Source organism: Neorhizobium sp. DAR64862/K0K3 (assembly GCF_050500185.1).
In the GTDB taxonomy this organism is placed as follows: Bacteria; Pseudomonadota; Alphaproteobacteria; order Rhizobiales; family Rhizobiaceae; genus Neorhizobium; species Neorhizobium soli.
In genome coordinates this window covers 2,036,328-2,059,457 of the sequence record NZ_CP191449.1, presented here as the reverse complement: position 1 = coordinate 2,059,457, position 23,130 = coordinate 2,036,328, and the positions used below count along the sequence as shown (strand labels likewise).

Sequence of the window (23,130 nt, the reverse complement as noted above, 5' to 3'; positions counted from 1 at the left end):
CTGGCGGAGCGCGGGAGGAAAAGAATGGAGACCGGAAACCGGCTCGACGACGTAGCGGCTGGTGTGATCCGGCCGCTGAACCAGGCGGAGGCCAAGCTTGCGCTTTCCCTGTTGAAGGAGATCGGCAAGACCGAGCCTTCCGTGGCTGAACTCGTCAAGGCCGATGGGCCGCTCAAGGCCTTTTTTGTCGCAGCGTTCTCGCTGTCACCGTTTCTCCGCGATGTGGCTTCGATCAGGCCTAAGCTTCTGGCCGGTGCGATCGACGGGCAGGTCGAGGATGCGCTGGCCGCGCTGGTTGACGCAGCGCGAGACGCCTGGCGACCGGTGGATGCAAGGATCCCGTCCGAGAACGAGGTGATGACGGCGCTGCGCAGTGCCAAACGCGCGTTCGGCTTTCTGCTGGCGCTCGCAGATCTTGCCCGCATCTTCTCGGCACGGGATACGACGCGCTGGCTGAGCGAGTTTGCGCAGGCTTCTACGGCGGCGGCGATCGATCATCTGCTTCTGGCAGCCCATGAGAGTGGCAAGCTCCGGCTCGTCGATCCAGCGGAGCCGAGCCGCGGATCGGGCCTGATCGTGCTCGGGATGGGCAAGCTCGGTGGCCGCGAGCTGAACTACTCTTCCGATATCGACATCGTCGTCTTCTATGATCCCGACGCCGGCATTCTTGCCGACCCGCTCGATGCCTCGGAAACCTATGGGCGGATGATGCGGCGGTTGATCCGCATTCTGCAGGAGCGCACGGCAGACGGCTATGTGTTCCGCACCGATCTGCGGCTGAGGCCCGATCCGGGCTCGACTCCGCTTGCCGTGTCGATGGATGCGGCGCTGATCTATTACGAGGGCAGGGGCCAGAACTGGGAACGGGCAGCTTTCATCAAGGCCAGACCCGTGGCTGGCGATATCGTGGCGGGCGAGGGGTTTCTGAAGCTGCTGACGCCCTTCGTGTTTCGCAAATATCTCGACTATGCGGCGATTGCCGATATCCACTCGATCAAGCGGCAGATCCATGTGCACAAGGGCCACGGTGCGATCGCCGTCAAAGGCCATGACATCAAGCTCGGCCGGGGCGGCATTCGCGAGATTGAGTTCTTTGCGCAGACCCAGCAGCTGATCGCCGGCGGCCGCATGCCGGCCTTGCGCACGCGCGAGACAGAGGCAGCGCTGAAGGCGCTGGCCGAGGCGAAGTGGATCAGGCCGGAGATCGCGGCGGCGCTGACCGATGCCTACTGGTTTCTGCGCGATGTGGAGCACCGCATCCAGATGGTGCATGACGAGCAGACGCACAGGCTGCCGACCACCGAGGCGGAACTGAAGCGCATTGCCTTCATGCTCGGTTTCGACAGCGTTGCGGCCTTTTCGACCAGGCTTGAAGCCATTCTGAGGACGGTCGAGAAGCGATATTCCCGGTTGTTCGAGCAAGAGGAAAAGCTTTCTTCGCAGGGCGGAAACTACGAAGGCAATCTCGTCTTTACCGGCCAGAAGGACGATCCGGATACGCTGGAGACGCTGGGCCGGCTGGGGTTCGAGCGCCCCGCCGACATGAGCCGCGTGATCCGGACCTGGCATTCCGGTCGCTACCGGGCAACCCAGTCATCGGAAGCCCGCGAGCGGCTGACGGAGATGATGCCGGCGCTCTTGAAGGCAATCGGCGAGAGCCGCCGCGCCGACGAGGCCCTGCTGCGGTTCGACAGTTTTCTCAAAGGCCTGCCGGCCGGCATCCAGCTGTTTTCTCTGATCGGCAACAATCCGCTCCTTCTGTCGCTGATCGTGACGATCATGGCCTCTGCGCCGCGGCTGGCCGATATTGTCGCCTCCAAACCGCATGTGTTCGACGGCATGCTGGATCCCGGGCTGATGGCGGAGATCCCCACCCGCGACTTTCTCGCCTCGCGGCTGACGGCGTTTCTGGCAAGCTCGCGGCACTACGAGGACCGGCTGGACCGGCTGCGGATCTTTGCCGCCGAACACCGGTTCCTGATCGGGATCCGGCTCCTGACCGGGTCGATTTCGGGAGAGGAGGCCGGTCGCGCCTTTACCCATCTCGCCGATCTGCTGATTGAGGCGGCTCTGGTTGCGGTGACAGCCGAAATCGAGGCGGCACATGGCGCCTATCCGGGCGGTCGGCTGGCCGTGCTCGGCATGGGCAAGCTCGGTTCGTTCGAGCTGACCGCCGGCTCCGATGTCGATCTCATCCTCCTCTACGACTATGACAGCGCGGTCGCGGAAAGCGACGGCCCAAGGCCGCTCGATGCGCAACGCTATTTCACGCGCCTGACGCAGCGGCTCGTCGCAGCACTTTCGGCGCCGATGGCCGAAGGCGTGATCTTCGAGGTGGATTTGCGGCTGCGGCCATCCGGCAACAAGGGACCGGTCGCCACCCGCATCGGTGCCTTCGGCAAATATCAGCGCGAGGAGGCCTGGACCTGGGAGCATATGGCGCTGACGCGTGCACGTCTCGTCTGCGGTGACGCAAGCCTTCAGGACGAGGTCAGGGACGTGATCGACGACGTCCTGGCGGCACGGCCCGATATCGCCAAGATCGCCAGGGAAGTCTCCGAGATGCGGGTCCTGATTGGAAAGGAAAAGCCGCCCCGCGATATCTGGGATTTCAAGCTGATTCCAGGGGGACTGATCGATCTAGAGTTCTTGGCCCAATACCTGCGGCTAATCGCACCGGCGAAGGGCATTGTCGTCCCGACCTACGGTTCGACAACCGGCGAGTTGCTGAAACGCCTTGGCGAGGAAATGATTACGCCCGGCGACCTCGATACCTGCCTCTATGCAATCAGATTGTTCAGTGAACTGTCGCAGATCATCAGGCTCTGCGTTGACGGCCCATTCGAGCCGAAGGATGCGCCATCCGGTCTCGTGGAGCGCATCTGCCGGGCTGGAGACTGCCCGGACCTCGCAACGCTCGAGGGCGAGGTAAAGCGGCTATCCAAGGCGGTGCGGAAGGTTTTCGAGAAGGTGGTGAGAGCCTGAGCCCCGTCTGCCGGTTTTGACCGATGATCATCTGATCAGAGTGAATATCCCGGCGGTAGCAGCGATTGCTGCCAGTACCAGCCCGAAGATCACACAGACGAGATCGATGATCCGACCCTGATCCGGCTTCGAATCCAGCTTGACGTTGATCATCGCAAGCGCCGCCCGCGTGTCGTCAGCAATCTCTTCGAGCGTGGAGATAGGGGCGTCTGCAGCGCTGCTCACAGGTGATCTCCTTCAACAGGCGAAGTGGGTCGCAGGTGTGTGAGGGCGAGTCAATTGCGATCTGGGATTGATCGTGAGGTATTCCTCAAGCCACCTTCTTTGCCGCAAACTGGACCATGTCGCTCTGGGGGATGTGGATCGAAACCACGGTTCCCTTGCCCATGACGGACCGGATCCGCATCGTGCCGCCGTGCAGGGTGATCAGCGAGCGGGATATGGCGAGGCCGAGGCCGGAGCCGCCTTTGCTCTTGGCATACTGGCTCTGCACCTGTTCGAAGGGCTGGCCGATCTTCGACAGCGATGCCTTGGGGATGCCGATGCCGGTGTCGGCGATGGTGAGCACGATGCCGCCGCTGATCGGCTTTGCGCGCAGTTCGATGCGGCCGCCTTCGTCGGTGAATTTCACGGCGTTGGAGAGGAGGTTCAGCATCACCTGTTTCAGCGCCCGGCGATCGCCGATCATGTCGAGGGAAGGCGACAGGCATTGGCGGATGGCGATCTGCTTTTCCTGCGCCACCACAGCCGTCAGCCTCAGGCTTTCCTCGATCAGCGGCGTCAGGTTGACGGGCTCCGACTGGATCAGCATATGACCGGCCTCGATCTTCGACATGTCGAGGATATCGTTGATGACGTTGAGGAGATGCTTGCCGCTGTCGTGGATATCGCGGGAGTATTCGCTGTATTTGGCGGATCCGAGCGGACCGAACATGCCGTTCACGAGGATCTCGGAAAAGCCGAGGATGGCGTTGAGCGGCGTTCTGAGTTCGTGGGACATGTTGGCGAGGAATTCCGACTTCGCCTTGTTGGCGGCCTCGGCGCGTTCCTTTTCCGCCTGGTAATTGGCATTGGCGGTCGAAAGCTCTTCCTTCTGGCGCTCGAGCTTCTTCTGCGAGGCGGAGAGATCGCCGATCGTCGCCATCAGGCGGCGCTCGGAATCGCGCAGACGTTCCTGGTGACGCTTGAGCAGGGTGATGTCGGTGCCGACGGAAACCGTGCCGCCATCGCGGGTGCGGCGTTCGTTGATCTGCAGCCACCGTTCGTCGGCCAGCTGCACTTCTGTGGTGCGCGACAGGCCGCTGCGATCCGGATCGGCGACGCGGCGTTCGATCACCGGACGGGCAGAGGCGCCAAGCACGGTGCTGCGTTCGGTGCCGGGGACGAGGACTGAGTCCGGAAGACCGTGGGCCTGCTGGAAGTGAGTGTTGCACATCACCAGGCGGTCGTTCTTGTCCCAGAGCACGAAGGCTTCCGACGTGCACTCGATAGCGTCGGCCAGGCGCTGGTCGGCTTCTGCATAGCGTTCGGCAAGCCGGTGCTGCTCGGTTACGTCCATGGCGATGCCGATGACGTGCGTGCGGCCGTTTGCCATCCGCACCACCTGGGCACGAGCGCGCATCCACACATAGTGGCCGGCGGCGTGGCGCATGCGGAAGACCTGGTCCACCTGCTTGGCATTGCCGCGGCTGATGGCGCGGGCGAGTGCGTAGAGGTTGCCGTCGGTCGGGTGCATCATCCGCGCCGCATCGGTAAAGGACACGACGTTGCCGACCGGGGGGAAGCCGAGCATCTCGTACATCGAGCCCGACCAGAACAGGCGCCGGTTAGTAACGTCGAAATCCCACAGGCCGCAGCGACCGCGCGACAGCGCCGTCTCGATGCGCAGGTTCGATTGTACGAACGTCTCGTCGGCATCGCGGGCGCGCTTCACCTGAGCGTAATAGGCATAGAGGATGACGAGCAGGATGGCCGAAATGCCGGCAAAGATCGTGACGCTGAGCGAGACTTCGCCACGTACGAATTCGTTCGTCGTCTCCAGCGAATGGGCCGCTACGATCAGCGCGCCGTCGTTGCCGATTGGCTTGATCGACGCATAGTAGGGGACATCACCGAAAAAGGTCTCGATGACCGTGCCCGACCCGCCGACGCGGCGCATGGCTGCGGTTTCGGGAAGAACCGAGGAAAGACGCTTGCCGAGATAGCTGCCGGTATCGCCGATGCCGCCGAAGATCCGGCCGGTCGTATCGGTAAAGAGCACGACAGCGCCCCGCTCCAGCTTGTCCTGGCCGAGGAATGTCGAGAGACGCGCTTGGGCAGTCTGGCGGTCGGCTGCAGCAAACAGCGATTCCTGTCCGGAGAAAGCGGCGGATGCGGTCGCGGACATCAGTGACGCGGACTGGCGCGCGGCATCTTCCATCCGGCCATGCTCGCCCACGATCCCCATAATGCGCGATGCGGCAACGACGGCAAGAAAGATAAGGATCAGAATTGGAATGGAACGCTTCAGCACCAGCTCGACGCGCGGCGTCTGCTGTGCGATCGGCCGGACGGAAAGCTGAGCTTCCTCCGGAGCCGTCCGTCCAAGGCTGCTGAAGCCTGGAAACTTGAAGCGCAACCATCCCCCGGCCTCGGTTTCCCGCTGCACGCCCGATATCATCGTCATCCGATCCCTCGTCGTGATTCGCTGCGCCGCCGCTCGAATCTGACCTAATGAATCACAGAGTGATTCTCTGTGTCCAGAGGGTTGGTAACATTTCGTTAACCATATGATAGTCGACGCATTTACGCCTGAGAGGATCCGCAAATCAGGTGTCTGGGTAACGCTTTTCAGGATGCGAGTTATCAAGCCCCGTCAAGCAAGATGTACCAAAATGTGCCAAATCGGCGCAAAAAATATCCGCGCCGGCAGGCAGCCGACGCGGATGTCATTTTGCACGAAGATTGTCTCAGCCCTTAAGCATACGCTCAACGATGTCGCGCACGTCAGTCGAAAGGGACGGGCTACGTTCAATCGTCATCAAAGCGTCGCGGGCCTGGTCGGCGCGGGTCGGCTCCAGCGAGCGCCATGAGCGCATCGAGGTGAGGATGCGGGCGGCAAGTTGCGGGTTCTTCGGATCGATCTCGAGGATCTGTCCGGCGAGGAACCGGTAGCCTTCGCCGTCGCGGCGGTTGAAGCCGGTCGGGTTCGAGAAGGCATACATGCCGACCAGTGCGCGAACACGGTTCGGATTGCCGGCATTGTAGCGCGGATGGTCGATCAACGCTTTGACCCGTGCCAGCGCATCTTCGCCGGGCATGGTCGCCTGCAGCGAGAACCACTTGTCGATGACCAGCGGGTTTGCGTCGAACCGCGTCAGGAAGCTTGCGAGCGCACCCGTCGTTTCCGAGGCTTCCGGGAAGCGATGGGCAAGCAGTGTGAGCGCCTGCGAGAGTTCCGTCATGTTGTCGGCGGCACTGAAGGCTTCGGCCGCGCGCTGCGGGCTGTTTTCGGCATAGGCGAGGTAGGTCAGTGCCGCAGCCTTGAGAGCCCGCTTGCCGGCGCTTTCGGCATCCGGGGAATAGGCACTATCTGCCTTCATGTCACTGAACAGACGCTTGAAGAGGTCTTCACCAGCATCTGCGATGAGCTTCAAGACCGCATTGCGGCCCGTGTGAATGGCTTCCGGATCGTTGTTGCCACCAAGCTCGCGACCGATGTCGGCTTCGCTCGGAAGTGCCAGAACCTGCGCGCGGAAGGCCGGCTCCAGCGTGTCGTCACCGGCCGCTTCCAGAAGTGCCGCAATCAGCGCCGGGTCGCAGGTGACCTCATGACCTTCCCGCGCATCGCGGGCAGCCTTGGTAAGGTTCGGGATGGCGAGATCCGTCAGGGCCTGCCAGCGCGAAAACAGATCCGTGTCGTGACGAGCGATATGCGCAAGATCGGCCGGCGTCTGGGTAAAGGCGATGTTGACCGGCGCCGAGAACGAACGGTTGAGCGACAGAACAGGCCGCAACGCAATGCCGGTAAAGGTGAAGGTCTGGCGGCGATCGGTCAGATGCAGGACGTCACCGGTCACTTCACCGCCCTTGACGGATGTCGCGTTGGCAATGGCGCCATTGTCGAGGATCAGCGCGAAGGACAGCGGGATGTGCATCGGCTGCTTGTCCGGCTGACCGGGCGTTGCCGGCACCATCTGTTCGAGCGACAGCTTGAACGTGGCGGATGCCTGGTCGTATTCGGTCGAGACGTTGACGAGCGGCGTGCCGGCCTGCGAATACCAGAGCGAGAACTGGGCGAGATCGCGGCCGCTCACGTCCTCGAAGCATTTCACATAGTCCTCGACGGTGACGGCCTGGCCGTCATGCCGTTCGAAATAGAGATCCATGCCGGCCTTGAAATCGTCCATGCCGAGCAGCGTGGCGATCATGCCGGTGACTTCGGACCCCTTCTGGTAGACCGTCGTCGTGTAGAAATTGTTGATCTCGCGATAGGTCGTCGGGCGCACCGGGTGGGCGAGCGGGCCGCCATCCTCCGGGAACTGGTCCGAGCGCAGATGGCGCACTTCGGCGATGCGCTTGACCGGGCGCGAGCGCTGGTCGGCCGAGAATTCGTGGTCGCGATAGACCGTGAGGCCTTCCTTCAGGCACAGCTGGAACCAGTCGCGGCAGGTGATGCGGTTGCCGGTCCAGTTGTGGAAGTATTCGTGGGCGATGATCGCCTCGATATTGGCGTAGTCCTGATCCGTTGCAGTCTCTGGATCGGCCAGCACGTACTTGTCGTTGAAGACGTTGAGCCCCTTGTTCTCCATGGCGCCCATGTTGAAGTCTGAGACGGCGACGATCATGAAGATGTCGAGATCGTATTCGCGGCCGAACCGCTCCTCGTCCCACTTCATCGAACGCTTCAGAGCGTCCATGGCATAGGCGGTGCGCGACTCGTTGCCGTGCTCGACATAGATCTTCAGCGTGACTTCACGCTCGGACATCGTCACGAACGTGTCTTCGACGACCGCAAGATCGCCGGCGACGAGAGCAAACAGGTAGGATGGCTTCGGATGCGGATCGAACCAGGCGGCAAAGGCGCGGCCTTCGTCATATCCGGCACCGCCCAGGAAATTGCCGTTCGACAGCATGACCGGGTTGGCGGCCTTGTCACCGATGATGGTGATCGTGTAGGGCGCCAGAACGTCGGGACGGTCAGGGAAGTATGTGATCCGGCGGAAGCCTTCGGCCTCGCACTGCGTGCAATAGATGCCGTTGGTGCGGTAAAGCCCCATCAGCTGCGTATTGGCTTCCGGATTGATATGGGTCGTGATGGTGATCTCGAACGGCGCCTCGGCCGGCAGATCACGGATGATGAGGCTTTCCGGCGTGGCATCGTACTGACTGGCCGGCACGTCCTTTTGGTCAAACAGCAGGCCGGAAAGAGCAAGCTCGTCGCCATCGAGCACCAGAGGAGCGGACGGATCCACGCCTTCGCGGCGATGGAAGATCAGCCGGGCATCCACTTTCGTGTTCGTCGGGTCGAGCTCGAAGGTGAGGTCGACACGTTCCAGAACGAAATCAGTGGGGCGGTAATCTGCCAGATGTACGATCTGGCCCGTATCTGTTCGCATGACTTTTCCTGAACCGGCTCTTCAAATTGAACGCGTCGAGGATCTGCGCGGTTGCGCGCATTGAGCTTTCGACAATCCCCATCGCCGCCGCGGATCATTGCACGCAATACTAAACGATTGTTGAAGCCACCTTTAAGATAACGCGATTTTGTTCCAGTCTTGAGCAGCCTCGCGGAAGCTGACTTGCCATCATGCTTCGTGATTGTGCTTTGTCAATTTCCTGTCGCGGCCCCGGGAAATGTGGTTATTGTGATTTGTATTCGAATCCTTTTCTTTGGTGGTGCTGCGATTACGGTCCCGTCACCGTGATTTTTGCAGAGTGCATGATGGTGGCCGACGCGCAGAACCCCTTGCGGGGCATTCTTTTCAAGGTCATCTCCGTCGTCATCTTCGTGGCCATGCAGGTCTGCATCAAGTCCGCCGGAACGGGGATCCCTGCAGGGCAGATCACCTTTTACCGCTCCGCTTTCGGGATCGTGCCGATCGTGCTCTACCTGTCGGTTCTCGGACAGTTATGGCCGGCATTCCACACGTCGAGCATTTTCGGACATTTCAAGCGCGGTGTGCTGGGCATCATGTCGATGGCCTTCGGCTTTTACGGCCTGATCCACCTGCCGCTGCCGGAAGCGATCGCCATCGGCTACGCGGGACCGCTGATGGCCGTCGTGTTTGCAGCGCTCATCCTCAAGGAAACAGTGCGCGTCTATCGCTGGACGGCGGTGTTGATCGGAATCGTTGGCGTTCTCGTCGTCTCCTGGCCAAAGCTGACACTGCTCCGCGACGGCGGGTTTGCCTCGGAACAGGCGCTCGGGGCGATCGCGGTTCTCTGTGCCGCCGTGCTGGCCGGTCTTGCCATGGTGCAGGTGCGCCAGCTGGTGCAGACCGAAAAGACGGCGACGATCGTGCTGTATTTTTCGCTGACCGGCGCGCTTCTGTCGCTGGCCAGCCTGCCGTTCGGCTGGGTGTCGCTGTCCTGGAGCAGTTTTCTGCTTCTGATCGCGGCCGGGCTATGCGGTGGCGTAGCGCAGATCTTCCTGACCGAAAGCTATCGATTTGCCGATGTCTCGACAGTCGCACCCTTCGACTATACGTCGATCATTCTGGGCATTGCCGTGTCATATCTGCTGTTTGCGGACGTGCCGACGGCAACGACGCTGATCGGTACCGCGATTACGGTTTCCGCCGGTATCTTCATCATCTACCGCGAGCATCGGTTGGGTCTCGAGCGCAAGGCGGCACGCCGGGCGTCAAGCACCGCCAACTGAATCCGTGCTGCAGGAACATGGCGCCAAACGCAAAAGGGCCGCGTGACGCAGCCCTCGACAGTTCAATCCAACATGGATGACGCTTTACAGCGGAATTGCAGTTTCCGCGTCGGAGCGCTTCACCGCTGAACGGGAAAACTCGACGGATGCAGATACCGCGCAGCTGATCTGGAGAATGCTGTCGCGGATCGTACGGATCGGGTGCAGAACGGTTTTCATTGTCGTCATACCCTCAGCGTTCACGGAAGTCTGCGAAGACGGCGGACGGACGGGTTATCCCGACCGGACGGCTCATCGAGCGCGACGTGATCTGCTCGTGCGTGGCAGATCCGAAATGGTGGTACCCGTTCGAGGAGCGCGGCGCGAGGCCGGCAACGCGGAGGGTTTCAAAGCCCGAATGGATCGGACGAAAGCGTGTGGTCATTGCCTTGGTTCCTTAAACCGTGTCCTCCCAAGACAGGATGATATATTGCAGCGCAGCATTGATTCATCAATGGCGGCAAACGCGGCGCTGACATGCAGCGCACGCATAACGATATTCACAAATTGGTAATTTTAACGCGAATCGTCGGTCCGCTGCCTAGATTCTGGGCATTCAAGTGCCGGAAATGCGGCTTTTGAACAGCAGCATATCCTGCCAGGCGAGAGCCTTGTTGGCCGGTGCCGCAAGCAGATCCTGCGGGTGAAGCGTCGCGAGCGCGGAAACCGCAAGTCCCGCTGCCGTGACCTCGCGCCATTCACCGCGCATGGAATGGATCGTGCCGGTGTCGCCGAGGAACAGACGCGCGGGAAAGTTGCCGAGCAGCAGCAGATGGCGTGGCTCGGCAAGCGCTATCTGCCGGTCGAGGAACGGTCTGCAGATTTCAAGTTCGGCGTCGGACGGCATCCGGCTTCCCGGCGGACGCCAGGGGATGATGTTGGTGAGCAGCACCGTCTCGCGCGACAGGCCGATCGCCGACAGCATCCGATCGAGCAATTGGCCCTGCCGCCCGGAAAACGGTGTGCCGTCGCGATCATCTTCGGCATTCGGCATCGGGCCGATCACCATGATGCGCGATTGCGGATCGCCGGTCATGAACACCGTTGAGCGGGCGCCGTGTTTCAGATTGCAGCCACCGAAGGTTTCCAGCGCCGTCTTCAACTCTGCAAGCGAACGGGCACCGTCTGCCGCAAGACGCGCGGCATTGACCGCGCCGCCATCGGGAATGGCGACCTGCTGCATGGAGGAGGGGGTAAGACGCGGAGCTGGTGGCGCGGGACGCTGCGGCTGTGGTGTATCGCCACCGCCAGCATAGGCCTCACGCTCACCTTGCGGCGAGGGTGACGAAGTGTTCGGTGCCGCTCGCCCTTGCGACTTTGCCGCCTTCTGCTCGGCAAACTGCGCGAAGCGATCGACCGGTTCGTCCTCGACCAGCCAGTCGACACCCGAATCCGCATAGAAATGCAGCAGCGCTGCAAGTTCGGCAGGATCGAGTTCGGAGGCGGTGGGGCTCATATGCGCACCCTATAGCATGTCGGGCTCGGGTTGGAATGGGATTCCGTCCGCGGCTGTGGAGAACCTCGTGGAGTGCTTACGCCGCCCACTGCTCCACATCGCCGCTTTCGCCGATCAGGGCCAGACCGTGGGCGATCGACAACAGTTCGCCGCCGCTCTCGATCTTGCCGGCATCGAAGCGCCGGTTAAAGATCTGCCGCACCGCCGGCACGAAGGATGTCCCACCGGTCAAGAACACCTTGTCGACCTCATCAGGTGCCGTGTTTGTCTTGGTCAGCACGTCGTCCAGCGCACCTTCGATCCGGGCGAGGTCGTCGGCGATCCAGGTTTCGAAATCGGTCCGCTTCACCATCTTCTTGCCACCCCGGCCGAGCGGCGAGAAATTGAACTCCGCCTCGTCGGACGCAGAAAGCGCCATCTTGGTGGCCGAGATCGACTGATAGAGCGGATAGCCTTCGTCGTGATCGACGAGATCGATAAACAGTTCCAGCTTGTCGGGATCGGTTGCCGAGCGCACCAGCGATTTCAGATCCGTGAACTCGCGGGTCGTCTTGAAGATAGACAACTGGTTCCAGCGCGAGAAATTCGCATAATAGCTGGAGGGCACTTCGAGAAGCTTGTCGAAGCTCTTGAAATGCGTGCCCTTGCCAATCTCTGGCGCCACCAGATGCTCCACCATCCGCGCGTCGAAGTGATCGCCGGCGATGCCGACGCCGGAATGGCCGATCGGAGTTGCGACGAGCTTGCCGGCGACACGCTCGAAGCGGATGAGCGAGTAGTCCGTCGTGCCGCCGCCAAAGTCGGCCACCAGAACGGTGGCATCGCTCTTCAGGCTCTGCGCGAAGTAATAGGCGGCTGCGACAGGCTCGTAGACATAGTGGATTTCCGGAAAGCCCAGCCGCGTCAGCGCTTCGTTGTAGCGATCGGTGGCAAGTTTCTCATCCGGGCTGGCGCCGGCAAAATGCACCGGACGTCCTGCGACGAGACGCGAGACTTCGCCCGGCCAGTTGCCTTCCGCATAGGCCTGCAACCGCTTCAGAAAGATTTCCATCAGGTCTTCGAACATGTGCCGGCGGGCAAACACCAGCGTGCCCTGAAACAGTGGGCTTGCGGCAAAGGTCTTGATCGACTGCAGGAAGCGGACATCGCCGGGATTGTCGATGAACTGGCGGATGGCGGCCTGACCGGCCTCGATCTTCAGCGCCTGCGCGCCAAGCTTCGCATCCTTCATGAAGGAGAGCGCCGTGCGCATCGAATCCGTGGTGCCGGCGCTGCTGGAGAACTCCAGCGAATGCGTGGTGGCGCCACTGTCCGCCAATGCCAGAACCGTATTGGTCGTGCCGAAATCAAGCCCGAGCGCCCGTGCCATGGCCGTGCTCCTTAAAGATCTACGTCGAATATGATGAACCGGAAGCGCCGCCTCCGAGGGCAACAGAACGCGAAAACGCGCCCCGTTTTTCGAGAGGGCGCGTGATGGCACAAGGTGCAGGCGAAGGCAAGAGCGGAAAGGGACTGCATCCCTTGCCGATGGTATTCATGCCGCGCTGTAGATCTTTTCCGTTTCGAGCGTGTCGGCCTCGTCTCGGGAGCCGAACAGGGTGCCAATCGTCTGGCTCTGCTTGGAGACGATATTGTCCAGCAACTGGCTGACCATTAGGCTCTGGACGACTTCCGAAGCCCGTTCGCGAGCCTGTTGTTCCTCGCTGGTACCTGTCGTTCCGAAACGCGTCTGGATCCTAGCGACCTGGTCGAGGAAGTCAGCGACGCGATCGGCAGAAGCCGTCTTGGAGACGGAGGTCGACGCGGTGGTCGGAGCGTTGGACGACGAAGCGGTCGTTCCCGTGCTCGAGCCCGTCGCCGGTGCCGTGGATGCCGTGCCAGCCTGTACCGGACCCGACGAGGATGGGCCAGACGCGCTGCCGGAACTCACGCTGTTCGATGGCGCACTGTTTGATGGAGCGCTGTTTGCTGGAGGAACGGCACCCGCCTCAGGTTCAGCGGATGGCTCCGCTTCCGTCGTGCTTTCTGCCGGCACGCTTCCGGTCGATGTGCTTCCCGATGGCGCACTGGACGTTGGCGCTGCGGTGTCGTCGTCTTCAACCATCGAAGCGTCGCGGTCTGTTTCGGCGCCGCTGGTCTCGGTGCTTTCAGGCTTTGCATCGCCGGTCGCAGCAGTTTCCGGCGCGGTGGAAACCGGCGTCTCGGATTTGTCTGTGTCGCCTACGCTCTCGCTGGCTTCATCATTATCGGCCGCTACTGGCTCGGCTTCTGCAGTCTCGTCACCCGACGCCGGAGGCGTGGCGGAGTAGATGCCGTCATCGCTATTGTCGACCTGCGTTTCGGGTTCTGCGCTCGCGACCGGTTTGACCTGCTCGGTGCTGGTCGGGGTGGTTGCGGCTGAAGTGCCGGATGTTGTGCTTGCTGGCTGTGTGCTTGAGGTGGACGTCTGGCTCGTAGAGGATGGTTGGCTGGAACTGGACGTCTGGCTCGGCGAGGATGAACTCGATCCGCCTTTGAAAAGGCTGTCAATTAACACGGTATGCCCCTTGGGTTCTAATCAAGCTCGGCCTGTAACAGCGTCGCCTTGACGAGGGGTCAAAACCGGCATGACAAGTTAACTCAATGTTTACACATTCATGGAGGATCTTCCCGGCGTCGCACAAGGAGGACTGCTAGAGTGTTGAAGAAAATGAAGTTTCTGTCGTTGATCACGGTTGCGTGCTTGTTTTCCGGCGTGGCCTCCCATGCTGCCGAGCCCATCGCCTGTACGGTCGTGATCGAGGAAAAGACAGGTGAACAAGTGCACCGGGAAGGCGCCTGCGATCAGGCTTTCTATCCGCAATCCACCTTCAAGCTGCCGCTCGCGATGATGGGCTATGACGCCGGCATCCTCACCGACGAGACGACGCCGCTCTGGAAATACCAGGCGAAGTTCAACCGCTCGCAGCGTGAGCAAAAGGATGTCGACCCGACTATCTGGGAACGCGATTCGATCGTCTGGTATTCGCAGGAGATCACGCGCAAGCTCGGCAAAGAACGGTTCGCGGCCTATGTGAAGGCCTTCGGTTACGGCAACCGCGATGTCTCAGGCGGACCCGCGGGCACGGACGGTCTGACGGAAGCCTGGCTGATGTCGTCGCTGAAGATCTCGCCGGACCAGCAGGTGGCGTTCATCCGCCGCTTCCTCACCGGCAAGCTGCCGATCTCGGAAAAGGCTTCCGACATGACACAGGCCATCCTGCCGCATTTTGCAGCTGCTGACGGCTGGGACGTGCAGGGCAAGACCGGCGCCGGCTGGATGCGCGGCAAGGACGGCAAGCCGGACTATTCCCGCCCGATCGGCTGGTTCGTCGGCTGGGCCGAGCAGAACGACCGCCGCGTGATCTTTGCAAGGTTGCTGGTCGACGTGAAGCGCTATCCCGACACGCCGATCAGCTATGTTGTGCGTGACAGCCTGATCGCCGACTTGGCCAAGCTTGCCGCCGATCTCTGATGCCGCTTACCCGTTCGGCCGGAACGCCACGCTGCCGCCCTGCAGGAAGCAGGTCCGGCTGAACTTGGATAGGTCGATCGGGTTGGGAAGCCTGACATCCGCGATGTCGGGGAGGGGCCTCGTCGCCTCGTCGTAAGCGCGGTCGATCTGCGTCACGAAGACGATGATCAAGCCACGCCTTCGGGCAAAGGCACTGAGTGCGGAAACCTGCTCGGCTAGCGGCGGGTTTTCGCGTCTCTGGTCGAGCAGTTGCAGATAGTCCACCACGACCAATGTGCCGGCTGCAGCGGTTTCCAGCGCCTCGATCATGTGGCCGGCATTGATCGCATCGGAGCAGTCGAACGAGAACTGGTCTCCGAAGCTCTGAGGCTCGACCTCAAGCGCGCGAAAGCGCCCGAGAATGTCGGCAGGCGTATAATCGAGGCTGAAGAAAAAGGCGCTATTGCCGGCTTTCATGGCCTCGATGGCAAGGCTGAGCGCCATCAGCGTCTTGCCCTGTCGCGGCCGTGCACCGACCAGCAGCATGTCGCCCTGTTTCAGGCTTCGGTACAAGATTTCGGCGGGCGATGTTTCGGTATGTTTGGCCGATAGCAGGCTCCAGCTCCGGTACCCTTGCTCGACGGCGATGCGGTCGAGCGCGGCGTGAAGGGGAGTGGATGTCTGCCGGGCGAGAAGCTTCGCCTTGCGTTTCAGCTGGTAGATCGGAACTGTCGTTTTCATGGTCAAACCTCCTATCGCGAGCGTGTTTCGCAATCCCTCCTTGTGCGGATGCTCGAACAGTCGGTTCGATGATCAGAGGTCCGGTATGAGGTTTACTTTCCCGTTCGGAGGGGGGAGGCGTGGACCGCGCCAGAATCAGAGCCTAGCGCGATCCGTGTCGTCTTCAAAGTGGTCTTGTCAGGTTAGAACGAGCGGGCCGCTCCGCCATCGACGCGCAGCATCGATCCGGTGATGTAGCTTGCGGCTTCCGAGCAGAGGAAGGCACCGGCAGCGCCGAATTCCTCGACCGTGCCGAGCCGGCCGGCGGGGATCGTCTTGACCGATGCGGCGCGGACTTCGTCCATCGTCTTGCCCTGCTTTTTCGCATTGGCCGTGTCGAGTTCCTCGATCCGGTCGGTGAGGATGCGGCCAGGCAGCAGCATGTTTGCGGTGATACCGGAACCCGCCACTTCGGTCGCAAGTGTCTTGTTCCAGCCGACCAGCGCGCCACGCAGCGTATTCGACAGCGCGAGGTTCGCGATCGGCTCAACCACGCCGGAGGAGGCGACCGTCAGAACGCGGCCCCAGCCTTGCGCCTTCATCTGCGGCAGCAACGTGTTGGTGAGCGTGATGACGCGCAGCACCATCGACTGGAAGAACGTGTCGAGCTTGTCGGCGCTCATGTCCTCAGTCGTGCCGGGCGTCGGGCCGCCGGTATTGTTGACGAGAATGTCGATGCCGCCGAGCTTTTCCTCAACGGCCGTCACCATCGAAGCGACGAAATTCTCTTCGCCGAGATCGCCGCGGACCCAGTCAGCCTTGCCTTTGCCGAGCGCATTGATCGCCTTGCAGTTTTCGGCGAGCTGATCGCCCGAGCGACCGACCAGAAGGACGTTTGCGCCTTCCGCCGCCAGAGCCTTGGCGATCCCCAGCCCGAGGCCGCGGGAGGAGGCGAGTACGAGCGCGCGTTTGCCGGCAATACCGAGATCCATGAAGCTTTCCTTCTCTGCACGAGGTTCATGACGGGCCTTCGGGCGCGACGACAGGTTGCGACGCTGGACCGGTCATTTGGATGCCGGGGCTTTATAGCTTTGGTATAACAGTGGCGAAAGCCAGAACTTGCCTTTGGCGCCAGAACCAGTATTTACGTGTACGTCAACGTAAGTTGAGAAAATGGAAGCGTGCTTTGCGCGAATGACAAGCCGGAAGACGTTTTCGCGCCTCGACAAGCGGGATCGCTTTTGACAAGACAGAAACAGACCTACTGCGCCGGCGAGGGGCCGGCATCGGAGTTTGCAATGGACGCCCAAGACCTTTCCGCCAACCCGCTTCCCGAACGTGAAAGCATGGAGTTCGACGTCGTGATCGTTGGCGCTGGCCCGGCAGGCCTGTCGGCTGCGATCCGCTTGAAGCAGGTCAATCCGGATCTGACGGTGGTCGTTCTGGAAAAAGGCGCCGAAGTCGGTGCGCATATTCTTTCAGGCGCCGTGGTCGATCCGTCGGGCATTGATGCGCTCCTGCCCGGCTGGCGGGAGGAAGAGGGCCATCCCTTCAAGACCGAAGTAACCGACGACCAGTTCCTGCTGCTCGGTCCTGCCGGCTCGATCCGCCTGCCGAACTTCGCCATGCCGCCGCTGATGAACAATCACGGAAATTACATCGTCTCGCTCGGCAACGTCTGTCGCTGGCTCGCCGAAAAGGCCGAAGCGCTGGGCGTCGAGATCTATCCCGGCTTTGCTGCCGCCGAAGTGCTCTACAATGACCAGGGTGCCGTAATCGGTGTCGCAACCGGCGACATGGGGATTGAGAAGAACGGCGAACCGGGTCCTGCCTATACCCGCGGCATGGAACTGCTCGGCAAGTACACGCTGATCGGCGAAGGCGTGCGTGGCTCGCTCGCCAAGCAGCTGATCGCGAAATTCGATCTCGCCAAGGATCGCGAGCCGCAGAAATACGGCATCGGCATCAAGGAACTGTGGCAGGTCAAGCCGGAGAACCACAGACAGGGCCTCGTGCAGCACTCGTTCGGCTGGCCGCTCGGCATGAAGACCGGCGGCGGTTCCTTCCTCTACCACCTGGAGGATAACACGGTCGCAGTCGGCTTCGTCGTCCACCTCAACTACAAGAACCCCTATCTCTATCCGTTCGAGGAATTCCAGCGCTTCAAGACGCATCCGGCCATCCGCGGCACGTTCGAGGGCGGCAAGCGCCTTTCGTACGGCGCGCGTGCGATTACCGAGGGTGGCTACCAGTCGGTGCCGAAACTGTCCTTCCCGGGTGGCGCGCTGATCGGCTGTTCCGCCGGCTTCGTCAACGTGCCCCGCATCAAGGGATCGCACAACGCGGTCATCTCCGGCATGCTCGCCGCCGACAAGCTGGCCGCCGCCATCGCTGCCGGCCGCGCCAATGACGAGCCGGTCGAGATCGAGAACGAATGGCGCCAGACGGCGATCGGCACTGATCTCAGGCGCGTGCGCAACGTCAAGCCGCTCTGGTCGAAGCTCGGAACCTGTCTCGGCGTCGCGCTCGGCGGTCTCGACATGTGGACCAACCAGCTGTTCGGCTTCTCGTTCTTCGGCACGCTGAAGCACGGCAAGACCGATGCGCAAAGCCTGGAGCCGGCGGCACAGCACAAGAAGATCGACTATCCGAAGCCCGATGGCGTGCTGACCTTCGACCGTCTCTCCTCGGTGTTTCTCTCCAACACCAACCACGAGGAAGACCAGCCGGTACATCTCAAGGTCAAGGATATGGACCTGCAGAAGCGCTCCGAGCTCGAAGTCTATGCGGGGCCCTCCACCCGCTACTGTCCCGCCGGGGTCTATGAATGGGTGGAGAGGGACGGCGAAGAAGTCTTCGTCATCAACGCCCAGAACTGCGTCCACTGCAAGACCTGCGACATCAAGGACCCCAACCAGAACATCGTCTGGGTCCCGCCACAGGGCGGCGAGGGGCCGGTGTATCAGAATATGTGATCCTTGAGGTGCCGAGGGAGACCAGAGCAACCGCTGTGCGTTCAATTGGACGCACAGCGATCTAGAGAGGCGCCTCCGCACAGTCCCGGCTGCAAATCGCTGCGCAGGTTTGCTGGGAGCGCTTCAGACTGAGGTTCAGCCACGGCCGAACCGGTGGGAGACAGCGTTCAGCCGCTTGTCCCGTGTCCAAAGCAACAGATCCGGCGTCAACAACAGAGACGCCACGAGATGCGCGTCACAATAGCCGATACCTGAGCCGGACAGTTTCTGTGTCCGTATCATTGCCAGAATCTCCGCATCTGACGCTGTTACGGATTTCGGCAGCCGATGCAGATAGCCGATGATCACATCGTATTGGCGCATGTTCCCCAGCGCCAGTTCCCCGATCACATGCGGATGAGTGCAGACTTGTCCATTCTCCAGCAGAGCAATCAGCCTCGGGTCTGGTTTGCCGAGATGGTCGGCCCGGATGACTGTATCGACCAGAATCACTGCTCGTCCGGCCGCCAGCGGGGCGCTGATCTGAAGTCTGGTTCCGTTCCGCCCAGAAGAGCAAGGCGCCGTGCAGCTTCGTTTTGAACGAGAAGCGTAAGCGCCTTCTTGACGATCGCCGATGTCTCCTGAAGACCGGTCAGTTCCTTCGCATCGATAAGCAGTTCATCATCGATGGTGATCGTCGTTCGCATGGTCAGTCTCCCTTCGCATGAAAAATAACATCCAGATGATGCGCTTAACAAAGTCGCGTGCGCCTGTGGGCGTGCACAGTGTTGTCGGTGCAAATACGCCATTGAACTCGCTCGATCCGCACCCGCCTTATCACTTCATTAACCATAATATCCGTAATTCTTGGTCATCTTCTCGACTCGCCAAGGACACATTCATGTCGATTTCCCGTCGCGGCCTGCTGGTCGGTTTGCCGCTTCTGCTGGCCGGCTGCGCTTCCACTTATCCAGAACAGCGCAACTATGCGGCGCTTCCAGGCGAGGCTTTCCCCTTGTCACCGGTGCCAATCGATCGGATCAGGCCCGAACTGCGCCGGACCGAAGTCGACTATGTCAGCTCCTACGAAGCGGGTACCGTCGTCGTTGATACGCCTGCGCGCCGGGCCTACTACATCCTCGGCGGCGGCCGGGCGATCCGTTACGGCGTCGGTGTCGGCCGCGCCGGTCTTGCACTCTCCGGAAACGCCTATGTGGGCCGCAAGGCCGAATGGCCGACCTGGACGCCGACGGCCAACATGCAGCGCCGCGAACCGCGCTACCGGGCGCTCGCAGGCGGCATGCCTGGAGGCCCTAACAACCCGCTCGGCGCACGTGCGATGTATCTTTACCGCGGCGGCAACGATACGCATTTCCGCATCCACGGCACCAACCAGCCGGATTCGATCGGTCACGCGATGTCGAGCGGTTGCATCCGCATGATGAACCACGACGTCATCGATCTTTTCCAGCGCGTCCAGGTCGGCGCAAAGGTCGTCGTCATCCAGGCGAGTGCCTGATCCAAGCCGCAGCCATCCGTAAGAAGCCTGCCGTCACTGTCGTGGCGGCGGACCTTTTCGCATGTGGATGTTATGGGTGGACCTGATTACCCTTCAGCGTGATTTCCAGGCGACGACCATCAGGCCGCCGATCACGGTGATATGCTCCATCACCACGTAGAACTCTAGCGTCTTGAACGGCTCTTCCATCGTCCAGAAATGGTGGACGATCGGAATCGTCAGCGCCGTGAACACGCCGAGCGCCCCGGCACCGAGCCAGGTCCAGCGGTTGAGGATGATAAGCGCCGAACCCACCAGCTGGGTGATAATGACGGCCACGTTGAAGGCGAATGCCGGTTCCAGCCCGAACTGCGTCATCTCCGCGACGCCGGCCGGAAAATCGATGAGCTTGGAAAGCCCGCTTCCCCAGAACATGAACGTCAGGACGGCTCGGGCCAGATACCCGAACCATGTGGACCCGGTCACGATATCCAGCGGATTTCCGAATGTATTGGACTGCGATGTCGCCATAAGAACCCCCTTTGCGCGTACCCGCCTGGACCATAGCTCCAAACGACAAACGTGATAAGGTGTAAGTTTTTATCGATACACCTTATGGGGTGTGTGTTGCTGCGTGGTCAGAAGCCGGACAGAACCAGCTTGCCTCGCGTTGTGCCGCTTTCGATCCTGGCGTGGGCTTTCTTGAGGTTTGCAGCATTGATCGGGCCGATCACGTCGGACAGCGTCGTGCGGATCTTGCCGGCATCCACCAGTTCGGACACATGATTGAGCAGCTTGTACTGTTCGATCATGTCGGCGGTCTGGAACACCGGCCGAACGAACATCGTCTCCCAATGGATCGACAAAGCCTTGCGCTTGAACCGGCGGATATCGATCGGCTCCTTCGGGTCGTCGATCAGCCCCAGTCGCCCCTGCGGCGCGATCATCTCCAGAATGTCGTTGATGTGATCGGAGGTTTCCGTCGTCGAGAACACGAAGGCGGGGTTGCCGATCGCCATCCCGGCGATCTGTTTTGCCAGCGGCTTGGAATGGTCGAGAACATGGTGAGCGCCGAGCGTGCGGATCCAGTCCTGTGTTTCCGGCCGCGAGCCGGTGCCGATCACCGTCGCGTCGGTCAGCTCCCGCAGCAACTGGATGGCGATCGAGCCGACGCCACCGGCGCCGCCGATGACCAGAACCGCATTCCAGGCGCTCGCCACCTTGTCCTGCACCTTCATCCGGTGAAACAGCGTCTCGTAGGCAGTGATGGCGGTCAACGGAAGGGCGGCGCTCTCCTCAAAGGAGAGGATGGAAGGCTTCTTGCCAACGATCCGCTCGTCGACCAGATGCAGTTCCGCATTGGTGCCGGGACGGTTGACCGCGCCCGCGTAAAACACCTCGTCACCCGGCTTGAAGAGTTTCACATCCGGCCCGACCGCTTGCACCACGCCGGCTGCATCAAAGCCGAGGATGCGGTACTGGCCGGCTTCGACAGGCTGCAACCGGCGCTGCTTGGTATCGACAGGATTGACCGACACGGCCTTGATCTCGACCAGCAGGTCGCGCCCCTTGGCCTCGGGCTCCGGCAGCTCGATGTCGAGAAGGGCGTTTTCGGATGTGATCGGCAGGTTTTCGCTAAAACCGACAGCGCGCATGGAATCTCCTCGTCAAGCTCAGGGCATCGAGGACGATACATCGCGCGTAACGACGGCAACGGCAAGTCGGCGCAGACGAGCGCCGGTACGCTTTACCGAGCCAGCACTTTCCTGGCTCAGGCTGAGGGCTTTGCCTTACGTTCCAGAGCGACCGACACGCTGAAGACGCAGAGCCCGATCAGCGAAAGTACCGCACCGACATAACCGGTTGCCTGAAAACCCCAGCCCCAGGCGATGACGAGCCCGCCGAGCCAGGCACCGAGTGCGTTGGCGATGTTGAAGGCCGAATGGTTGGAAGCGGCCGCCAGCGTCTGGGCGTCGGCGGCCACATCCATCAGCCGCGTCTGCAGCGCCGGGCCGCAGGCAAATCCGCAGCCGACCAGGAAGACGGTGATATAGAGCATGACAGGGATATGCGCGAAGGTCGCAAAGGCCAGCATCACGGCCACGTAGAACACCATCGTTCCGCCGATCGTGCCCTTCAGCGAAATATCGGCAAGCCTCGAGCCGACAATATTGCCGACATTCATGCCGATGCCGAACAGGGCGATGACGATCGACACCATGGTGACCGGAAGCCCGGCCGTTTGCGTCGTGGTGGAGGCGATGTAGCTGAACACCGAAAACATGCCGCCGAAACCGACCGAGGCAATGCCGAGCGTCAGCCAGACCTGTGTCTTGCCGAATGCGCTGAGTTCGCGGCGAATGCTGGCGCCTTCTTGCACCTTGTCCCTCGGCTGAAAAAACCAGACGAGTGCCACGGTCAGGAGACCGATGAAGCCGACAAGGTAGAAGGCGGAGCGCCAGGACAGCATCTGGCCCATGAAGGTGGCAAGCGGCGTGCCGAGCAGCGTCGCGATCGTCAGACCCAGCATGACGCGGCCGACGGCGCGGGCGCGCTTGTTGGGCGGCACCATGGAGGCGGCCACCAGCGAGGCGACCCCGAAATAGGCCCCGTGCGGCAGGCCGGTGACGAAGCGCAGCGCGGTAAAGCTCCAGAAACTTGGCGCCATCGCCGACAGGATGTTGCCGACCGCAAAGACACCCATCAGAGCCAGAAGCAGCGTGCGGCGCGGCAGCCGGGCCGATAGAATTGCGATGATCGGCGCGCCGATCACCACACCCAGCGCATAGGCGCTGATCACATAGCCCGCCGTTGGGATGCTGACCTGATACGTCTCCGCCACATTCGGCAGCAGGCCCATGATGACGAACTCGCCGGTACCGATCCCGAAGCCGCCGACGGCAAGCGCGAATTCGATCAGAAGGACGGCGAGGGGGGAAAGGCTGGTTTTCGGGATGCTGTCGTCAGGTCTGGTGTTGGCCTTGGCATCGGGCACGTGTCGGACTGCGGTGTCTGTCATGGTATCGCATCTGTTGAAAAAGCGGACGGGTACGGCTCGAAGCGAGCGCGTCCGGGAGCAAATGATGGGGCTTTGAGGCAGTTGAATTGACAGCAGATTAGCACGTGATTGTGCAGCGCGGTAGG

The 23,130-nt window shown here is 61.4% G+C and carries 20 protein-coding genes; 5 read left to right on the top strand and 15 right to left on the bottom strand.

The annotated features are described in order from the left end of the window. Window positions 1-24: 24 nt before the first annotated feature. Window positions 25-2,985, top strand: coding sequence for a bifunctional [glutamine synthetase] adenylyltransferase/[glutamine synthetase]-adenylyl-L-tyrosine phosphorylase (locus tag ACQY1L_RS10040; protein WP_430240793.1), 2,961 nt, complete (start codon window positions 25-27; stop codon window positions 2,983-2,985). A 27-nt stretch (window positions 2,986-3,012) separates the two neighbouring features. Here ACQY1L_RS10040 and ACQY1L_RS10035 read toward each other — a convergent pair whose 3' ends face one another. The 3 genes from ACQY1L_RS10035 to pepN form a co-directional block, all read right to left on the bottom strand. Further along, entirely contained in the window at window positions 3,013-3,210 is a 198-nt protein-coding gene (locus ACQY1L_RS10035) for a hypothetical protein (RefSeq protein ID WP_430240792.1), read from the bottom strand. An 85-nt stretch (window positions 3,211-3,295) separates the two neighbouring features. Then, window positions 3,296-5,650, bottom strand: a complete 2,355-nt coding sequence (locus tag ACQY1L_RS10030) for a PAS domain-containing sensor histidine kinase (protein WP_430256334.1) — start codon at window positions 5,648-5,650, stop codon at window positions 3,296-3,298. A gap of 283 nt (window positions 5,651-5,933) precedes the next feature. Continuing rightward, entirely contained in the window at window positions 5,934-8,582 is a 2,649-nt protein-coding gene (gene pepN / locus ACQY1L_RS10025; protein WP_430240791.1) for an aminopeptidase N, read from the bottom strand. A 326-nt stretch (window positions 8,583-8,908) separates the two neighbouring features. Here pepN and ACQY1L_RS10020 point away from each other — a divergent pair, with 326 nt between their 5' ends. Continuing rightward, the gene (locus ACQY1L_RS10020) at window positions 8,909-9,847 is read left to right on the top strand and encodes a DMT family transporter (RefSeq protein ID WP_430243887.1); all 939 of its coding nucleotides are present in this window, start codon (window positions 8,909-8,911) and stop codon (window positions 9,845-9,847) included. Window positions 9,848-9,931: 84 nt separating this feature from the next. Here the strand turns inward: ACQY1L_RS10020 and ACQY1L_RS10015 are convergent, their stop codons facing one another. The 5 genes from ACQY1L_RS10015 to ACQY1L_RS09995 form a co-directional block, all read right to left on the bottom strand. Further along, window positions 9,932-10,066 (bottom strand): hypothetical protein, encoded by a 135-nt coding sequence (locus ACQY1L_RS10015; protein WP_256413693.1) that lies wholly within the window; start codon window positions 10,064-10,066, stop codon window positions 9,932-9,934. Between the two features lie 13 nt (window positions 10,067-10,079). Further along, complete coding sequence (locus tag ACQY1L_RS10010) at window positions 10,080-10,271, bottom strand: hypothetical protein (protein WP_062453430.1); 192 nt, start codon at window positions 10,269-10,271, stop codon at window positions 10,080-10,082. Between the two features lie 171 nt (window positions 10,272-10,442). Continuing rightward, window positions 10,443-11,342, bottom strand: a complete 900-nt coding sequence (locus ACQY1L_RS10005; protein WP_430240790.1) for a uracil-DNA glycosylase — start codon at window positions 11,340-11,342, stop codon at window positions 10,443-10,445. Between the two features lie 76 nt (window positions 11,343-11,418). Next, window positions 11,419-12,711, bottom strand: coding sequence for an Hsp70 family protein (locus tag ACQY1L_RS10000; RefSeq protein WP_062453428.1), 1,293 nt, complete (start codon window positions 12,709-12,711; stop codon window positions 11,419-11,421). A gap of 165 nt (window positions 12,712-12,876) precedes the next feature. Next, window positions 12,877-13,878 carry a hypothetical protein gene (locus ACQY1L_RS09995; RefSeq protein WP_430240789.1) on the bottom strand — a complete coding sequence of 334 codons (1,002 nt, stop codon included), beginning with the start codon at window positions 13,876-13,878 and terminating at the stop codon, window positions 12,877-12,879. Between the two features lie 153 nt (window positions 13,879-14,031). On the opposite strand from ACQY1L_RS09995, the gene blaOXA reads away from it, so the two are divergent. Further along, window positions 14,032-14,835: a class D beta-lactamase gene (gene blaOXA, locus ACQY1L_RS09990; protein WP_430243885.1), complete on the top strand. Its 804-nt coding sequence runs from the start codon at window positions 14,032-14,034 to the stop codon at window positions 14,833-14,835. A gap of 6 nt (window positions 14,836-14,841) precedes the next feature. On the opposite strand, the gene ACQY1L_RS09985 is transcribed toward blaOXA, so the two are convergent. Beyond that, entirely contained in the window at window positions 14,842-15,555 is a 714-nt protein-coding gene (locus ACQY1L_RS09985; protein WP_430240788.1) for a DNA helicase, read from the bottom strand. Window positions 15,556-15,737: 182 nt separating this feature from the next. After that, complete coding sequence (locus ACQY1L_RS09980; protein ID WP_062453424.1) at window positions 15,738-16,526, bottom strand: SDR family oxidoreductase; 789 nt, start codon at window positions 16,524-16,526, stop codon at window positions 15,738-15,740. 306 nt (window positions 16,527-16,832) lie between these two features. Here ACQY1L_RS09980 and ACQY1L_RS09975 point away from each other — a divergent pair, with 306 nt between their 5' ends. Further along, complete coding sequence (locus tag ACQY1L_RS09975; RefSeq protein ID WP_430240787.1) at window positions 16,833-18,509, top strand: 4Fe-4S dicluster domain-containing protein; 1,677 nt, start codon at window positions 16,833-16,835, stop codon at window positions 18,507-18,509. A 135-nt stretch (window positions 18,510-18,644) separates the two neighbouring features. On the opposite strand, the gene ACQY1L_RS09970 is transcribed toward ACQY1L_RS09975, so the two are convergent. Beyond that, window positions 18,645-19,001, bottom strand: a complete 357-nt coding sequence (locus ACQY1L_RS09970; RefSeq protein ID WP_430240786.1) for a VapC toxin family PIN domain ribonuclease — start codon at window positions 18,999-19,001, stop codon at window positions 18,645-18,647. Next, window positions 18,998-19,195 (bottom strand): type II toxin-antitoxin system VapB family antitoxin, encoded by a 198-nt coding sequence (locus ACQY1L_RS09965; protein ID WP_062453421.1) that lies wholly within the window; start codon window positions 19,193-19,195, stop codon window positions 18,998-19,000. Before ACQY1L_RS09965 ends, ACQY1L_RS09970 begins: the two co-directional genes overlap by 4 nt. 194 nt (window positions 19,196-19,389) lie before the next feature. Between ACQY1L_RS09965 and ACQY1L_RS09960 the strand changes: the two genes are divergently transcribed. Beyond that, window positions 19,390-20,007: a L,D-transpeptidase gene (locus tag ACQY1L_RS09960; protein WP_062453420.1), complete on the top strand. Its 618-nt coding sequence runs from the start codon at window positions 19,390-19,392 to the stop codon at window positions 20,005-20,007. Between the two features lie 93 nt (window positions 20,008-20,100). Here ACQY1L_RS09960 and ACQY1L_RS09955 read toward each other — a convergent pair whose 3' ends face one another. The 3 genes from ACQY1L_RS09955 to ACQY1L_RS09945 all read right to left on the bottom strand — a co-directional run bounded on the left by ACQY1L_RS09955 (window position 20,101) and on the right by ACQY1L_RS09945 (window position 23,005). Beyond that, window positions 20,101-20,517 (bottom strand): DoxX family protein, encoded by a 417-nt coding sequence (locus tag ACQY1L_RS09955; RefSeq protein ID WP_062453419.1) that lies wholly within the window; start codon window positions 20,515-20,517, stop codon window positions 20,101-20,103. Between the two features lie 107 nt (window positions 20,518-20,624). Beyond that, entirely contained in the window at window positions 20,625-21,641 is a 1,017-nt protein-coding gene (locus tag ACQY1L_RS09950; protein WP_430240785.1) for a zinc-binding alcohol dehydrogenase family protein, read from the bottom strand. Window positions 21,642-21,757: 116 nt separating this feature from the next. Then, entirely contained in the window at window positions 21,758-23,005 is a 1,248-nt protein-coding gene (locus ACQY1L_RS09945) for an MFS transporter (protein WP_092661776.1), read from the bottom strand. Between the last annotated feature and the right edge of the window lie 125 nt (window positions 23,006-23,130).

Coding starts and splice junctions, on each gene's coding strand:
- ACQY1L_RS09950 (WP_430240785.1), bottom strand. CDS start 21,641: ATGCGCGCTGTCGGTTTTAGCGAAAACCTGCCGATCACATCCGAAAAC.
- ACQY1L_RS09980 (WP_062453424.1), bottom strand. CDS start 16,526: ATGGATCTCGGTATTGCCGGCAAACGCGCGCTCGTACTCGCCTCCTCC.
- pepN (WP_430240791.1), bottom strand. CDS start 8,582: ATGCGAACAGATACGGGCCAGATCGTACATCTGGCAGATTACCGCCCC.
- ACQY1L_RS10005 (WP_430240790.1), bottom strand. CDS start 11,342: ATGAGCCCCACCGCCTCCGAACTCGATCCTGCCGAACTTGCAGCGCTG.
- ACQY1L_RS10000 (WP_062453428.1), bottom strand. CDS start 12,711: ATGGCACGGGCGCTCGGGCTTGATTTCGGCACGACCAATACGGTTCTG.
- ACQY1L_RS10010 (WP_062453430.1), bottom strand. CDS start 10,271: ATGACCACACGCTTTCGTCCGATCCATTCGGGCTTTGAAACCCTCCGC.
- ACQY1L_RS10030 (WP_430256334.1), bottom strand. CDS start 5,650: ATGACGATGATATCGGGCGTGCAGCGGGAAACCGAGGCCGGGGGATGG.
- blaOXA (WP_430243885.1), top strand. CDS start 14,032: ATGAAGTTTCTGTCGTTGATCACGGTTGCGTGCTTGTTTTCCGGCGTG.
- ACQY1L_RS09955 (WP_062453419.1), bottom strand. CDS start 20,517: ATGGCGACATCGCAGTCCAATACATTCGGAAATCCGCTGGATATCGTG.
- ACQY1L_RS10040 (WP_430240793.1), top strand. CDS start 25: ATGGAGACCGGAAACCGGCTCGACGACGTAGCGGCTGGTGTGATCCGG.
- ACQY1L_RS09975 (WP_430240787.1), top strand. CDS start 16,833: ATGGACGCCCAAGACCTTTCCGCCAACCCGCTTCCCGAACGTGAAAGC.
- ACQY1L_RS09960 (WP_062453420.1), top strand. CDS start 19,390: ATGTCGATTTCCCGTCGCGGCCTGCTGGTCGGTTTGCCGCTTCTGCTG.
- ACQY1L_RS09945 (WP_092661776.1), bottom strand. CDS start 23,005: ATGACAGACACCGCAGTCCGACACGTGCCCGATGCCAAGGCCAACACC.
- ACQY1L_RS10020 (WP_430243887.1), top strand. CDS start 8,909: ATGGTGGCCGACGCGCAGAACCCCTTGCGGGGCATTCTTTTCAAGGTC.
- ACQY1L_RS09985 (WP_430240788.1), bottom strand. CDS start 15,555: ATGAAAACGACAGTTCCGATCTACCAGCTGAAACGCAAGGCGAAGCTT.
- ACQY1L_RS09965 (WP_062453421.1), bottom strand. CDS start 19,195: ATGCGAACGACGATCACCATCGATGATGAACTGCTTATCGATGCGAAG.
- ACQY1L_RS10015 (WP_256413693.1), bottom strand. CDS start 10,066: ATGAAAACCGTTCTGCACCCGATCCGTACGATCCGCGACAGCATTCTC.